Origin of the sequence: Geoalkalibacter ferrihydriticus DSM 17813, assembly GCF_000820505.1 — a bacterium.
GTDB lineage: Bacteria > Desulfobacterota > Desulfuromonadia > Desulfuromonadales > Geoalkalibacteraceae > Geoalkalibacter > Geoalkalibacter ferrihydriticus.
Window position 1 is genome coordinate 91,624 of the sequence record NZ_JWJD01000006.1, and the last position, 13,774, is coordinate 105,397.

Here is a 13,774-nt window from a genome sequence, read left to right on the forward strand (position 1 = left end):
GAATTTTCAGCGCCCCTTGCACATCGGCTGGGGCGTGACTAACTTGAGGCGATCATGTTGACGAAACGCATTATTCCCTGTCTTGACGTCAAGGACGGCCGAGTGGTTAAGGGCGTGCAGTTTCTTGAACTGCGCGATGCCGGCGATCCGGTGGAAGCGGCGCAGGCCTACGACGCCCAGGGTGCCGACGAATTGACTTTTCTCGACATTACCGCGTCGAGCGATAAGCGCTCCATCATTCTTGACGTGGTGGCGCGCACCGCCGAGTGCGTGTTCATGCCCCTCACTGTCGGCGGCGGGGTGCGCGAGATCGCCGACATCCGCAATCTGCTCAATGCCGGTGCCGACAAGGTTTCCATCAACACGGCCGCGGTGCATCGGCCGGAATTTGTTAAGGAGGCCGCTGAGCGCTTCGGCTCCCAGTGCATCGTGGTGGCTATCGATGCGCGCCGCGTGCCGGGCAGCGACCCTTTGGCCTGGGAAGTCTATACCCACGGCGGCCGCAATCCCACCGGCATCGACGTGCTGGAGTGGGCCGCTCGCATGGAAGGCTACGGCGCGGGAGAGATTCTGCTCACCTCCATGGACAAGGACGGCACCAAGGACGGTTATGATATCGCCCTGACCCGCGCGGTCAGCGACCGGGTACGCATTCCGGTGATCGCTTCGGGCGGCGTCGGCAATCTGGAGCATATCCGCGAGGGGCTCGTGGAAGGTGGGGCAAGCGCGGCTCTGGCGGCCAGCATCTTTCATTTTCGCGAGTACAGCATCGACGAATGCAAACAATATCTGCACGAGCATGGGGTGCCGGTGCGTTTGTAATTTGCAGGGGCGCACCGATGTGCGCCCTGGGCGGATGCAATCCGCCCCCACGGAGATTTTCATGTCCCTGATCGATCAACTCAAATTCGACGCCAACGGCCTGATTCCCGCCATTACCCGCGATGTGGAAAACGGCGAGGTGCTGATGCTGGCCTTCATGAATGCCGAGGCTGTGGAAAAAACCCTGAAAATCGGCAAGGTCCACTACTATTCCCGCTCGCGGCGCAAACTATGGATGAAGGGCGAAACCTCGGGCCATGTTCAATTGGTGCGTGAAATCCGCTTCGACTGCGACGCCGACTGTCTGCTGATCAGCGTGGAGCAGCAAGGCGCGGCCTGTCACACCGGTCACCATTCATGTTTCTACCGAAGCTGGGAAGAATCCGGTGCGCAGGTGCGGGGGGAGAAGACCAGCGATCCTCTGGCCGCCTATGCACGTCACGACATTCTGAATGCTCTCTACGATGTGATTCAGGAACGCCGCCGGAATCCGTCGGAAAAATCCTATGTCGCCTCCTTGTTCGGCAAGGGCCTGGACAAGATACTCGGCAAAATCGGCGAAGAGGCCACAGAAACGGCCGTGGCGGGCAAGGGTGGCGATCCCGAGCAGGTGGTGTATGAGGTGGCGGACCTGCTTTTCCATACCCTGGTGCTGCTGGGTTATTACGACCTGCCGCCGGAGCGTGTCTATGATGAACTGCGGCGGCGTTTCGGCCTTTCCGGAATCGAGGAAAAGGCGAGCCGCTCAGCGTAGACCCACAAACAGATTCTTGCTATTTCGGTGGCCATCACTAGAATAGATAGGTTTATCGTGAGCGATGCGCCCAGTGTGGTGCATGCTGAACAATTAGGGTTTTTCCGTGGGGCGCCGCCGATGTGGCCGCCCCCTTTTCCGTTTTTTCCGTTTCGAGGATATGCGCCATGAGCCTTAGCGAAAACCTGAACACTGCCATGAAAGAGGCGATGAAGGCCAAGGACAGTTTGCGCCTGAGTGCTATCCGCCTGATTCGTTCCGCCATCAAGAACCGCGAGATCGAGGAGCGCCGCGAACTGGACGATCAGGCGACGATTGCCGTTCTTTCCACTCTCGCCAAACAGCGGCGCGATTCCATCGAGGCTTACCGCCAGAGCGGGCGCGAGGATCTTGCCGAAAAAGAGGAAAAAGAGATGGCGGTGATTCAGGAGTTTCTTCCTCGACAGCTGAGCGAAGAGGAAATTCGCCTGATCATCGACAAGGCCGTGAACGAAAGCGGCGCTGCAAGTCCCCGAGACATGGGCAAGGTGATGAAGCTGGTCACCATCGAGACTACGGGGCGCGCCGATGGGCGCCTGGTCAGCGAGCTGGTCAAGGCGCGGCTCGGCGCCTGAGCAAGCTGGAATTTGGTTGGAGTGAAGGTGTAGCGGGCGTTTATGAATTATCTCGATATTGCCATTCTGGTGATTCTTGCCGGTTTCACCCTCAAGGGGCTGCTGCGGGGGCTGCTCAAGGAAATCTGTTCATTGGCCGGCCTTCTGGTGGGAGCGCTGGTGGCTTTTCGTTTTCATGCGCCCTTTGCCCAGTGGCTTCTCGACAGCGCCGGCCTGCCTTCCCAGTTGGCGGTTGCGGCGGCCTTTCTGGCTCTGTTTCTGCTGTCGGTTATTTTTTTTGCGGCCCTGGGGTATTTGCTGTCGAAATTTGTGCACCTGATATTTCTTGGCGGGTTCAACCGTTTGCTGGGCGCCGTTTTCGGTTTCGGCCAGGCGGTGGTGTTGCTGGCCGTGGTGCTGTTCGCCCTGAGTCTCGGCTCTCTGCCGGAATTTCTCGAAAACGGGATGTCCGGCTCGCAACTTGCTCCGCCTTTCGTCGAGTTGGGTGAGGGCCTCTTTCACGGCGGACGTGATTTTCTTGCCGACCGCTGAGGCGGCTCGGCGCAGGTGGCGATACGATGGATGAAGCAACTCTGCGGATCCTTGAATTCGAGAAGATCCGTAGCCTCATCGCCGGATTTACCCAGACGCTTCCTGGAAGCGCCCTGGCTCGGGCCCTGGCCCCTCTGGGCCAGACCGAAGAGGTGGCGCGCAGCCTGGCCGAAGCCGCGGAAATGCAGGTTCTGCATGAGCAGCGCGGGCGCCCGCCCCTGGGGGGCACCCGCGAACTGGGCACTTACCTGAAGCGCCTTTCTCTGGAGGGCGTTTTTCTCCCGCCGGAAGCATTGTTGGATGTGTTGTCGAGCATTGACGCGGCGGCTGATTGCCGGCGTTATCTAGCGGCTGCTGAACTTGCTCCACGGCTCTTTGAAAAATCGCGCCGCCTTGAGGTGCCCGAAACCCTGCGCCGGTTACTGCGCGAAAGCATCGGGCCGCGCGGCGAAATTCTCGATGGCGCCTCTTTCTCTCTGGCGGATGTGCGTCGCAACGTGCGCCTGACGCGCGAGCGCATCCGTCGCGCTCTTGAAGCCCTGCTCAATGACGAGCGGCTGTCGAGTGCTTTTCAGGAGCGACTCATCACCGAGCGCAACGGTCGCTACGTGGTGCCGGTGCGGGCCGATCATCGCGGCCAGATCAAGGGATTTGTCCACGACGAATCGGCCAGCGGTCAGACACTCTATGTCGAGCCGGCGCAGACCCTCGCTGACAACAATGCGTTGCAGGCCTTGCTGCGTGAGGAAAAGCGCGAAGAAGAGCGCATTCTGCGCCGTCTGTCCGAAGAAGTGCGGATTCTGGCCGAGGTTCTGGGCGCCAATCAGCGCCTGCTGGCCCAGTTCGATCTGTGCGCCGCTGCGGCGCGTTTTGCCATCGCCACGGCGGCGGTGGCACCGCGCCTTGAGCCCAATCCGGTCATCGCTCTGCGCGCGGCGCGGCATCCCCTGTTGCTGCTCGGTGCAGACGGACGTCCGCGGGAGATGGAGACGGTGCCGGTTGATCTTCTGTTCGGCGGCGATGGCGATACGCTGATCATCAGCGGACCCAACACCGGGGGTAAAACGGTGGCGCTCAAAACCCTGGGTCTGCTGACCCTGATGGTGCGCTGCGGTTTGCCGATTCCCTGCCATCCCGACAGCAGTCTGCACCTGTTCGGCAAAATTTTTGCCGATATCGGCGACGAACAGAGCATTGAGGCGAGCCTTTCAACCTTTTCCGGCCATTTGCTGCGCATTCGTGCGGTGCTTGAACAGGCTGACGGAGACTCGCTGGTGCTGCTCGACGAACTGGGCACCGGCACCGACCCGGCCGAGGGGGGCGCGCTGGCCATGGCGGTACTCGATTCTCTGCGTAGGCGCGGCGCCAGAACGGTCGTCACCACTCATCTCAATCTGGTGAAAGGCTATGCCCTGCTCAACCCCGGAGTGGAAAATGCCGCCGTGACTTTCGACCACGCGACCCTGCGCCCCACTTATCGCTTGTATTACGGGGCGCCGGGAGCAAGCAACGCCTTTACAATTGCCCGCACTCTGGGCCTTGACGAGGCGGTTTTGCAGCGTGCGCAAGAGTATCTGGGGAGCGAAGAGCGCGAGGGGTCGGCGGTTCTGGAGGAACTTAATCGTCGTTCGCACAGCCTGGAAGCCGATCTCGGCGAGGCGCGGCGCTTGCGTGAAGCGGCGCAACTTGAGCGTGACAAGCGCAGGCGCCTGTTGGAAGAGATCGAGGCGCGCAAGCGGGAGATTCTGGAGAAAGCCCTGCGGCGTGGCGACGAGGTGGTGCGGCAAGCCGAAACCCGCGTCAAGCGTTTGCTGAAAGAAGCACAGGCCTTATCCGGCAGCACCGCCGAAGCCGCGCGCTTAACGCGCGAGGTGCGTCAGGTACGTGAAGATCTGGGCCGCGCCGCGGAAGCCAGGCCGCGTCCCGAACGGGTGCCGCGCCAGGTGCGCGCAGGCGAGCTGTTGCGCATTCCGGCCCTGGGCGCCGAGGCCGAGGTGGTGCGGGTGGTGGCCGAGGGGGTGGAACTGTCATTGCAGGGAAAAAAACTGCGGCTGCCCTTGAGCGATGTCGAGCAGCATCAGCCGCCGCGCTACGCCAAGCGCAAGACCGGGGTCGGCAGTGTTCGCAGCCGGGTGGAACGCACCTCCTTTCAACCGCGGCTCAAGTTGGTGGGCGAGCGGGTCGACGAGGCTCTGGCGCGCTTGCAGCGCTTTCTCGATGATGCACTGCTGCAGGGCATGCGCGAGGTCGAGGTGGTGCACGGCGCCGGCAGCGGCGCGCTGCGCCGGGCGGTGCGCGAGTTTCTCGCGGCCCAGGCTGAGGTTGAGTCTTTTCACGCCGCGGAACTTGCGCGCGGCGGTGACAACGTTACCATTGTGCTGTTGCGGGGGGCATGAGCGGTCGGATTTCGGACGACAAAATTCGCGAGGTTCAAGAGCGCGCCGAGATTCTCGATGTGGTCTCCTCCTATGTAGCGCTCAAGCGTTCGGGAGCCAACCATGTCGGGCTGTGTCCGTTTCATGCCGAAAAGACTCCGTCTTTTAACGTCAACCCGCCCCGGCAGATCTACCATTGCTTCGGCTGTGGCGTAGGCGGCGATGCCATCTCCTTCGTGCAGCGCATAGAGGGCCTGAGTTTTCCCGAGGCCGTGCGGCGCCTGGCCGAACGTTACGGCATCGAAATTGCTGAAGAGCAGCGTACCCCCGAGCAGGAGTTGGCGCGTCAACGCCGCGCCCAGTTGCTGCGCATCAACGAAGTGGCCGCCGATTTTTATCATGAGATCCTGCTGGATGCCGAGGATCACCGCGGTCGCGCCGCGCGCGCCTATCTCAAGGAGCGCGGCTACGGGCGCGAGAGTGCCGAGCGTTTCCGTCTGGGCTATGCCCCGGATGGCTGGGAAGCCCTGGCGTCACACCTGGCAAAGAAAGGTTTCGACACCGAACTGGTGCGCGAGGTCGGCCTGACCCGGCCGGGCAAGGAAGGCCGCGGTGATTACGACTTGTTTCGCGCGCGGCTGATTTTCCCCATTTTTTCAGCCCGCGGCGAAATTGCTGCCTTTGGCGGCCGGGTTCTCGATCAGGCGCTGCCCAAATACATCAACTCGCCTGAGTCGCCGGTGTACCACAAGAGTGCGACCCTCTACGGCCTTTATCCGGCGCGTGAAAGCATGCGTCGCAGTGGCGAGGCGATCCTTGTTGAGGGATATTTCGACGTGCTGGCTTTGCATCGGGCCGGCTTTTCCCAGGCGGTGGCAACCTGCGGTACCGCTCTGACCACCGAGCATGCCCGCCTGCTCAAGCGTTATGCTGAGCGCGTGGTGCTGCTTTTCGACCAGGACAAGGCCGGTCGTCAAGCCACTTTTCGCGCCATGGAGGCGCTGCTGCCCGAAGGGTTGCCGGTGGCCGCCACGACCCTGGAGGCCGGGGAAGATCCGGATTCTTTTGTAGCGCGGCGTGGTGCTGCGGCCCTGCGTGAGCGGTTGGAGGCCGCGCGTCCGGTGTTTGAACTGTTTCTGGAGGAAACACTGGCGGCTCACGGCGATACGGTGGAGGGGCGGGCCCGTGGGGCGGAAGCCGTGGTCGCCAAGCTCAGTCTGATCCCGGGGGAGATCGAACGGACCCTGTATCGCCAAGCGTTGGCGCAACAAACCGGGCTTGACCCGGCCATGCTCAAACGGCGCGCCGACCAGACCCGGCCGCCGTCTCGCTCATCGGGCCAGGATGAACAGCGCGTTCCGCCGCCGGAGCCGCCGCCACAGGCCGGGTCCAGATTTATTGTCGCGCCCGCGCGGCGTTCGCGTGAACGCGCGCCCCAAGGCGGCCAGGCCGCGCCGGCGCCGCAGGCGCTGATCCGCTATCTACTTGATCGCGCCGATGCGCGCGCGCGGGCCCGCGCCGAGGGCCTGGATGCTTTGCTGGTCGAGCCGCTGCTGCGGCAGCTGGCGGAAAAGATTCTCAGCGTGTCCGCAGACCAGGGGCCGGTGTCGCGCGCCGCGTTGACCGAGGTTCTCGGCCCTGATGAGGCGGATCTGCTGGCGTCCATCCGCCTGCCGGCCGCGGAGCTCTTCGGTGACGATCTCGATGGCTTGTTTGCCGAGTGTCGCGCCGATGTGGCGAGTCGCGATGTTCGCCGCCGCCGGCGAGAACTTATGCAGCGCATTCACGCAGCCCAGGCCGCCGGCGAGAGCGAGGACGTCGCGCGCTTTACCCGCGAGCTGCAGGACCTGCGTCGCCTGCAAGACGCAAAAACGGAATAAGAAGAAAACATCTGGCAGCCTGTTAGAATTAAACATAGAAGCAATCCACGGACGTAAGGGGAGACAGTCAGCAAATGTCCAAAAAGACCAAAATGGATGAAGTTCAGCAGTTGATCGACCTGGGCCGCGAAAAAGGCTTTCTGACCTATGACGAGGTCAACGATCTGCTGCCCGCCGACATGGTGTCTTCGGATCAGATCGACGATGTGATGAGCATGTTCGGTGAACTCGACATTGAGATTGTCGATGCCGATCAGAAAATCGCCTTGCCCAAGGAGCGCGGTCTCGAAGACGATGACAGCGAAAGCGCCGAAGAGGAGGAGCCTGATCTGGAAGCCGAACTGGGGCGGACCTCCGACCCGGTGCGCATGTATCTCAGGGAGATGGGCCAGGTCAGTTTGTTGACCCGGGAAGGTGAGGTGGAAATCGCCAAGCGCATCGAGGAGGGTGAGGCCCTGGTGACCAAGGTGATCCTGCGTACGCCGATTGCGTTCAAGGAAGTGATCACTCTGGGCGAGCGCCTTGAAAAAGGCCAGATCAACGTGGCCGAAATAACCAAGGAATATGAGGAGGAAGAGGGCAGCGAGCAGGAAGAAAAGCAGGTTCATCGGGTGCTCGAGCTTGTTGCCCGGATTCGCGAGATGGACACGCAGTTCATGGAAATCCGCGAAAAACTCGCCGGCGAAGGGCCGCGTGAAGAAAAAAAGGAACTGGAACAGGCGGCGCGCAAAGTCAAAAACGAAATCTTTGAACTTCTGCGGCAGATCCGACTCAAGGACCACCAGGTCGCCAAAATTGTCGATCGGCTCAAGGGTTTGGCCGCGCAAGTGAAAAAGGGCATGGTCGAAGTTGCTGCTTGCGAGCAGGAACTCAAAAAACCTCACAAGGACATCAAGAAGTTGCTGCGCCGCATGCGCAAAAGCGACGAGGATGCCTTGGCCGTTTCCAGCGAACTCGCCGTACCCATGGACACGCTGCTTGCCGTGGAAAAGCGGCTTAAGGGCGCCCAACGCAAATTCAAAAAAGTCGAGGAAGAGTCGGGTTTTGCCCCCGAAGAATTGCTCGAGGCCCTCAAGGATGTGCAGAAAGGCGAGTTTCGCGCCAAGCTGGCCAAGACCGAACTGGTCGAGGCCAACCTGCGCCTGGTGGTGTCCATCGCCAAAAAATACACCAACCGCGGCCTGCAATTTCTCGACTTGATTCAGGAAGGCAACATCGGCCTGATGAAGGCGGTTGACAAATTCGAATACCAGCGCGGTTACAAATTTTCCACTTATGCCACCTGGTGGATTCGCCAGGCCATTACCCGTGCCATCGCCGATCAGGCACGCACCATCCGCATTCCAGTGCACATGATCGAAACCATCAACAAACTCATTCGCACCAGCCGTCAGTTGGTGCAGGAAATGGGGCGCGAACCGATTCCTGAAGAAATCGCTGAGCGCATGGAGCTGCCCCTGGAAAAAGTGCGGCGGGTGCTCAAAATCGCCAAAGAACCTATTTCTCTTGAAACACCCATCGGTGAGGAAGAAGACTCCTCATTGGGCGATTTCATCGAAGACAAGGCGGTGGTTTCTCCGGTGGAGGCGGTAATCAAGGGCAATCTTTCCGACCAGACCTCGCGGGTGCTGTCGACCCTCACCCCACGGGAGGAAAAGGTTTTGCGCATGCGTTTCGGCATCGGTGAAAAATCCGACCATACCCTGGAAGAGGTTGGGCAGGATTTCAACGTCACCCGCGAGCGTATCCGGCAGATCGAAGCCAAGGCCCTGCGCAAGTTGCGCCATCCGAGCCGCTCCAAGCGCCTCAAGAGTTTTGTAGAGTATTGATGTGGAGAAATGCCTTGACAGCCTGAGGTCTTAGCCTTTAGCCTAAAGGCTTGAGTCTTTCACGGGCCTATAGCTCAGCGGTTAGAGCCACCGGCTCATAACCGGTTAGTCCCAGGTTCGAATCCTGGTGGGCCCACCACCGGAAAAACATGAGTACATATCTCATCCAAACATAGGGCAAGCCTGAGCTTGCGAAGAGTGCAACACGCGAGGCGGTGGTGCACTCTTTTTTTTTCATGGCCATTGAGCGGATGCAAAAAAAGAAATTTCCACGCGTTCAAGACATTGTTGGTCTCATTCATGCCCTGGCCCCTCCGTCACTGGCGGAAGAATGGGACAACGTCGGCTTGCAGGTGGGTGACCCCGCCGCCGAGGTCCGCCGCGTTCTGGTTGCTCTCGATCCGTCCCATGCGGTCATGCAGGAGGCCGCGGCCGCCGACGCGCAACTGCTCATCAGTCATCATCCCCTGATTTTCCGACCCCTTAAAAATCTTACCCCGACGGATGATGTGGGACGTGCCCTGCTGCTTGCGGCCCGCACCGAGATTGCTGTTCTTTGTGCCCATACCAATCTCGATCGCGCCCGTGCGGGGCTTAACGACTGGTTGGCTGAAGCCCTCGGTCTTTCGCAGACGACGGCGCTTCAGGGCTCCGCCGGCGAGTTGTTCAAACTTGTGGTGTTTGTGCCCCGCGGTTACGAGGAAGCAGTGGCCGCGGCTTTGTTCGAGGGCGGGGCCGGGCATATCGGCGACTACGACCAGTGTTCGTTCCGCACCCTCGGCCGCGGTACCTTTCGGCCCGGTGCGCAGAGTGACCCGTTTATCGGCAGTGCTGGGGGTGCGCGCGAAACCGTGCGTGAAATGCGCCTGGAAACGGTGGTGCCCCGTGAATATCTGCAACGCGCCATCCAGCGCATGATTAAAGCCCATCCCTATGAAGAGGTCGCCTACGATCTGATCGCCCTGCACAATCGTCGTATCGACATCGGGCTGGGCCGTCTGGGTCGTCTGGATCAGCCGCTTGCACTGGATGCGTTTGCCGAGCAGGTTCGCGTGGCGCTTAGCTGTCAAGCCTTGCGGGTGGTGGGCGACGGTGCGCGCCAGGTAAGCAAGGTGGCCGTTTGTTCTGGCAGCGGGGCTTCTCTCATCGGCGAGGCGGCGCGCCAGGGGGTGGACGTACTGGTCACCGGGGACGTCAAATATCACGAGGCGCAAAGTGCCCTGACTCAGGGGCTCGCGCTGATTGATGCAGGGCATTTTCCCACTGAGCGGATTGTGGTGCCGCGTCTCGCCGATTGTTTGCGGGAGCGACTCGATGAACGCGGGTGGACAACTGAGGTAATGCAGGCAAAGGGGGAAATCGATCCGTTTCGGATGCTGTGATTTCCCCCTTTGCTTTCTGCCAAATTTATCGGTGATGTCGCGGATCATCTGGAGCACCGCGGTATCGCTCAACCCAAGACCACGGGAAGGACAGGAATGGAAGCTACGGACGTTCAGGAACAGATGCGGTTGCTCAAGCAGCTTCAGGACATTGATTCAGTGGTTGCAAGTATCAGCCATGATCGGCAGCAGATGCAGCAGGAGCTTGGCACTCTTGACGCGGAGGTTGAGCGGATTGGCGCCATGGTTTCCGGTTTGCAGGAGAATCTGGAAGGTCTGCGGGCCGAACGTCGGGAACTGGAGCAGGCTCTGAGTCAGGAGCGCGATAACGTCGTGCGGGCGGAAAGTCGCCTGCCCTCCATTAAAACCCAGAAAGAATATGTCGCGGTTCTCAAAGAGGTCGATACGGCCAAGAAAATGAATCGGGACATCGAAGAGCGCATCAAGGGCAAGGATGAGGAAATCGGCGCTCTTGACCAGGAGAAACAGGAAAAAGATCGAGACCTCGCCGGACAGGAAGAACAAGTGGCTGCGCGGCGCCGTGAAATCGAGACGAGCCTGGCCGAGATGGACAATACTCTGGCGACCAGCGAGAAAGAGCGCAGCGAGTTTCTCGCGCAAATCCCCTTGACGACGCGCAAGCGCTATCAGCTCCTGATGAAGCGGCGCGGCGGCACGGCCGTGGTCGAGGCGCGCCAGGGAGCCTGCCAGGGTTGCAACATGCAACTGCCGCCCCAGGTGTACAACAGCTTGTTTCGTCAGGAAGAAGTCATGACCTGCCCGCATTGCAATCGCCTGATATTTCTCGCCGGCGAATAAGCACGCGCCGCTGCGGCAGGAAAAGTTTTTTTGAGGATGGTCGGAGAAGGACAGGTGGTCGCCGGCTCGTCATCAGGACGAGCGGGAGGAAAGTCCGGGCTCCGCAGGACAGGATGGTTCCTAACGGGAACCGGGGGCAACCCCAGGGAAAGTGCCACAGAGAGTAGACCGCCCGCCGAAGTCTTTGACGAAGGCGGGTAAGGGTGAAAGGGTGAGGTAAGAGCTCACCAGTGCCGATGGCGACATCGGCAGCTCGGTAAACCCCATCCGGAGCAAGGCCGAATAGAGGAGCGTTTGAGGGCGGTCCGTCCGAGGCTCCCGGGTCAGGCTGCTTGAGACCGTCGGCAACGGCGGTCCTAGAGGAATGATCATCACCCCGCGGGGGGTAACCGCCGCGAGGAACAGAACCCGGCTTATGGCCTTCTTCGGCCATCCTTTTACCTGGATCTCACGGATCCAGGTTTTAATGACAGATGTGGCGCGGATGCGTAGAGCTTCTTGGAGAATTGATCATGGAATTGCGATTCAACCGCAGCAACGGCCCCATTGACGATCTGATCGATGAACTCATGGCCAGGGTTGACGTCCATCACCCCCCGCTGGTGCGCGAGATGATTCTGAGTGCGCTCAAAGCCGGCCAGGACATCGATTACCCCGCGGATCTCAAGCTCATGCGCACCACCATGAAGGAGATGCGCTACACGACCAAGATTTTCGCACCCTATCGCCAGCGGCGCAAAGTGACCATTTTCGGCTCGGCGCGCACTGAGGCGTCCGACCCCATCTACCAGAAGTGCGTGACTTTCTCTCGAATGCTGGCCGAGCGCGGCTACATGGCCATCACCGGCGGCGGCGGCGGTATCATGCAGGCCGGCAACGAAGGCGCCGGTGCGAATAATTCTTTCGCGGTCAATATCCGTCTGCCCTTCGAGCAGGAAACCAACCCTGTCATGTCCCAGGACGACAAAGTCCTGACCTACAAATATTTCTTCAATCGCAAGGTGGCCTTTCTCAAAGAGGCCCATGCCGTTGCCCTGTTTCCCGGCGGTTTCGGCACCCTCGATGAGGCCATGGAGACGCTGACGCTGATCCAGACCGGCAAAAATCCGCCCATCCCCCTGGTGCTCATCGATGACGACGAAGGGGGTTACTGGGAGATCTGGTTTGATTTCATGAAGAAGACCCTCCTCAAAAAAGGGCTCATCAGTGGGGAGGATTTTGGTCTGTTTACCATCACCCGCGATCCCCAGGAGGCGGTGGCGTTGATCGATGAGTTTTATCAGGTCTACCATTCGAGCCGCTTCGTCGGGGAAACTCTGGTCATCCGCCTGAACAGGCCGATTTTGCCCGAGCAGGTTGAAATTCTCGAGAACGAGTTTCGCCAAATCCTGGTTGAAGGTACGCACATCACACAGGACGGCGCCTTTCCCGTGGAGCGCGACCAGCCCGATCTGCTGGATCTTCCGCGCCTGATTCTGAAATTCAACCGGCGCAATTTCGGCCTGCTCATGGCCTTCATCCGTCGCATCAACAGTTTCTGATTCACCCGGCCGCCCCGTGCTTGGGGCGGCCCCCCCCCTTTTTTTGCTTTCTCCCTTTTGCCCGCTCGCTTGACAGTCCTTACTCTTTTGCTAACTTTACCCAATCGGTCGCGTATACGGTGTCTTTGCCGTTCCCGCTCGGAAAACCTGTGTTTTTGGGCCGGTGTCGGTGGGAACTCAGGGTGGACTCTCAAGGAGGATGGAGACGATGAAAAAAGTTCTGATTGCGCTGCTTTGCCTGTCGCTGCTGGTCGGCTGCGAGAAGAAGCAGGATGGGGATGAAACCGCGGAAACCACAAGGCCGGGCGCCATGCGCTTTGTCACGATTGGCACCGGCGGCGTGACCGGCGTCTACTATCCCGTAGGCGGGGCCATCAGCCGGCTGATCAACGAGCGGCGTGCCGAGTTCAATCTGCGCACCACGGTGGAGTCCACGGGTGGCTCGGTGTTCAATGTCAACGCCCTGATGAACGGTGATATCGAACTGGGCGTGGTGCAGTCCGACCTCCAGCACCAGGCCTATCGCGGCCAGGGTGAGTGGGAAGGGCGGCCCCAGGAAAAACTGCGCTCCATGTTCGCTCTGCATCCCGAGGCAGTCACCATTCTCTCTGCCGAGGCGTCCAACATCCACCGCGTCGCCGATCTGGCCGGCAAAACTGTCAACATCGGTGCGCCCGGCACCGGTCAGCGGGTCAACGCCCTGGATCTGTTCGCCGCCGCCGGCCTGGACCCCTCACGCGATCTGCGCGCCGAGGGCATTCGCCCCGCCGAATCGGCGAGCATGCTGCAGGATGGGCGCATCGATGCATTTTTCTATACCGTCGGTCACCCCAACGGTTCGGTGCAGGAGGCGGTGGCCGGTGCGCGCAAGGTACGCTTCGTGCCCGTCGACGCCGAGCTGATCGAAAAGCTGGTTGCCGAGCAGCCCTACTATGCTCCGGCGCAAATCCCCATCGCGCCCTATCCCGGCGTCGTGAACACCGAACCCGTCCCAACTTTTGGCGTCAAGGCAACCATCTGCACCTCGGCCGATGTGCCCGAGGATGTCATCTACACCATCACCCGCGTGGTGTTTGAGAACCTTGATGCCCTTAAGGATCTGCATCCCGCCCTGGCGGTTCTGACGCCGCAGAATATGCTCGAGGGTCTGTCCGCGCCCCTGCATCCGGGTGCCGAGCGTTACTTTAAGGAAAAAGGTCTGCTCTAAGCTTTGAGCCCGAATCGGGG

General features: G+C 60.4%; 11 protein-coding genes, 1 tRNA gene and 1 other RNA gene. All 13 read left to right on the forward strand.

The features are described 5' to 3' along the window. Positions 1-54 precede the first annotated feature (54 nt). The 13 genes from hisF to GFER_RS13695 all read left to right on the forward strand — a co-directional run bounded on the left by hisF (position 55) and on the right by GFER_RS13695 (position 13,754). Positions 55-822: an imidazole glycerol phosphate synthase subunit HisF gene (gene hisF / locus GFER_RS13640; RefSeq protein ID WP_040100285.1), complete on the forward strand. Its 768-nt coding sequence runs from the start codon at positions 55-57 to the stop codon at positions 820-822. Positions 823-883: 61 nt separating this feature from the next. After that, positions 884-1,576, forward strand: coding sequence for a bifunctional phosphoribosyl-AMP cyclohydrolase/phosphoribosyl-ATP diphosphatase HisIE (hisIE, locus tag GFER_RS13645; RefSeq protein ID WP_040100286.1), 693 nt, complete (start codon positions 884-886; stop codon positions 1,574-1,576). Positions 1,577-1,743: 167 nt separating this feature from the next. Continuing rightward, positions 1,744-2,190 carry a GatB/YqeY domain-containing protein gene (locus GFER_RS13650; RefSeq protein WP_040100287.1) on the forward strand — a complete coding sequence of 149 codons (447 nt, stop codon included), beginning with the start codon at positions 1,744-1,746 and terminating at the stop codon, positions 2,188-2,190. Between the two features lie 42 nt (positions 2,191-2,232). Then, positions 2,233-2,721: a CvpA family protein gene (locus tag GFER_RS13655; RefSeq protein WP_040100288.1), complete on the forward strand. Its 489-nt coding sequence runs from the start codon at positions 2,233-2,235 to the stop codon at positions 2,719-2,721. Between the two features lie 26 nt (positions 2,722-2,747). Next, positions 2,748-5,117 (forward strand): endonuclease MutS2, encoded by a 2,370-nt coding sequence (locus GFER_RS13660; protein WP_040100289.1) that lies wholly within the window; start codon positions 2,748-2,750, stop codon positions 5,115-5,117. Then, positions 5,114-6,976: a DNA primase gene (dnaG, locus tag GFER_RS13665; protein ID WP_040100292.1), complete on the forward strand. Its 1,863-nt coding sequence runs from the start codon at positions 5,114-5,116 to the stop codon at positions 6,974-6,976. Before GFER_RS13660 ends, dnaG begins: the two co-directional genes overlap by 4 nt. A gap of 74 nt (positions 6,977-7,050) precedes the next feature. Continuing rightward, positions 7,051-8,805 (forward strand): RNA polymerase sigma factor RpoD, encoded by a 1,755-nt coding sequence (rpoD, locus tag GFER_RS13670; protein ID WP_040100294.1) that lies wholly within the window; start codon positions 7,051-7,053, stop codon positions 8,803-8,805. A gap of 63 nt (positions 8,806-8,868) precedes the next feature. Continuing rightward, positions 8,869-8,944 (forward strand) — tRNA-Ile (locus GFER_RS13675). A 112-nt stretch (positions 8,945-9,056) separates the two neighbouring features. After that, the gene (locus tag GFER_RS13680) at positions 9,057-10,187 is read left to right on the forward strand and encodes a Nif3-like dinuclear metal center hexameric protein (RefSeq protein ID WP_040100432.1); all 1,131 of its coding nucleotides are present in this window, start codon (positions 9,057-9,059) and stop codon (positions 10,185-10,187) included. 96 nt (positions 10,188-10,283) lie between these two features. After that, positions 10,284-11,006 (forward strand): zinc ribbon domain-containing protein, encoded by a 723-nt coding sequence (locus tag GFER_RS13685; RefSeq protein WP_040100296.1) that lies wholly within the window; start codon positions 10,284-10,286, stop codon positions 11,004-11,006. A gap of 42 nt (positions 11,007-11,048) precedes the next feature. Continuing rightward, an RNA gene (gene rnpB, locus GFER_RS17905) (RNase P RNA component class A) lies at positions 11,049-11,437 on the forward strand. Positions 11,438-11,518: 81 nt separating this feature from the next. Then, complete coding sequence (locus GFER_RS13690) at positions 11,519-12,547, forward strand: LOG family protein (protein ID WP_040100297.1); 1,029 nt, start codon at positions 11,519-11,521, stop codon at positions 12,545-12,547. 208 nt (positions 12,548-12,755) lie between these two features. Then, positions 12,756-13,754 (forward strand): TAXI family TRAP transporter solute-binding subunit, encoded by a 999-nt coding sequence (locus GFER_RS13695; protein WP_040100299.1) that lies wholly within the window; start codon positions 12,756-12,758, stop codon positions 13,752-13,754. Positions 13,755-13,774: the final 20 nt, after the last annotated feature.

What these genes read in the sequence shown, in the direction of transcription:
- GFER_RS13680 (WP_040100432.1), top strand. Translation starts at nt 9,057, where the DNA reads ATGCAAAAAAAGAAATTTCCACGCGTTCAAGACATTGTTGGTCTCATT.
- GFER_RS13655 (WP_040100288.1), top strand. Translation starts at nt 2,233, where the DNA reads ATGAATTATCTCGATATTGCCATTCTGGTGATTCTTGCCGGTTTCACC.
- GFER_RS13695 (WP_040100299.1), top strand. Translation starts at nt 12,756, where the DNA reads ATGAAAAAAGTTCTGATTGCGCTGCTTTGCCTGTCGCTGCTGGTCGGC.
- hisF (WP_040100285.1), top strand. Translation starts at nt 55, where the DNA reads ATGTTGACGAAACGCATTATTCCCTGTCTTGACGTCAAGGACGGCCGA.
- GFER_RS13690 (WP_040100297.1), top strand. Translation starts at nt 11,519, where the DNA reads ATGGAATTGCGATTCAACCGCAGCAACGGCCCCATTGACGATCTGATC.
- rpoD (WP_040100294.1), top strand. Translation starts at nt 7,051, where the DNA reads ATGTCCAAAAAGACCAAAATGGATGAAGTTCAGCAGTTGATCGACCTG.
- GFER_RS13685 (WP_040100296.1), top strand. Translation starts at nt 10,284, where the DNA reads ATGGAAGCTACGGACGTTCAGGAACAGATGCGGTTGCTCAAGCAGCTT.
- GFER_RS13660 (WP_040100289.1), top strand. Translation starts at nt 2,748, where the DNA reads ATGGATGAAGCAACTCTGCGGATCCTTGAATTCGAGAAGATCCGTAGC.
- dnaG (WP_040100292.1), top strand. Translation starts at nt 5,114, where the DNA reads ATGAGCGGTCGGATTTCGGACGACAAAATTCGCGAGGTTCAAGAGCGC.
- hisIE (WP_040100286.1), top strand. Translation starts at nt 884, where the DNA reads ATGTCCCTGATCGATCAACTCAAATTCGACGCCAACGGCCTGATTCCC.
- GFER_RS13650 (WP_040100287.1), top strand. Translation starts at nt 1,744, where the DNA reads ATGAGCCTTAGCGAAAACCTGAACACTGCCATGAAAGAGGCGATGAAG.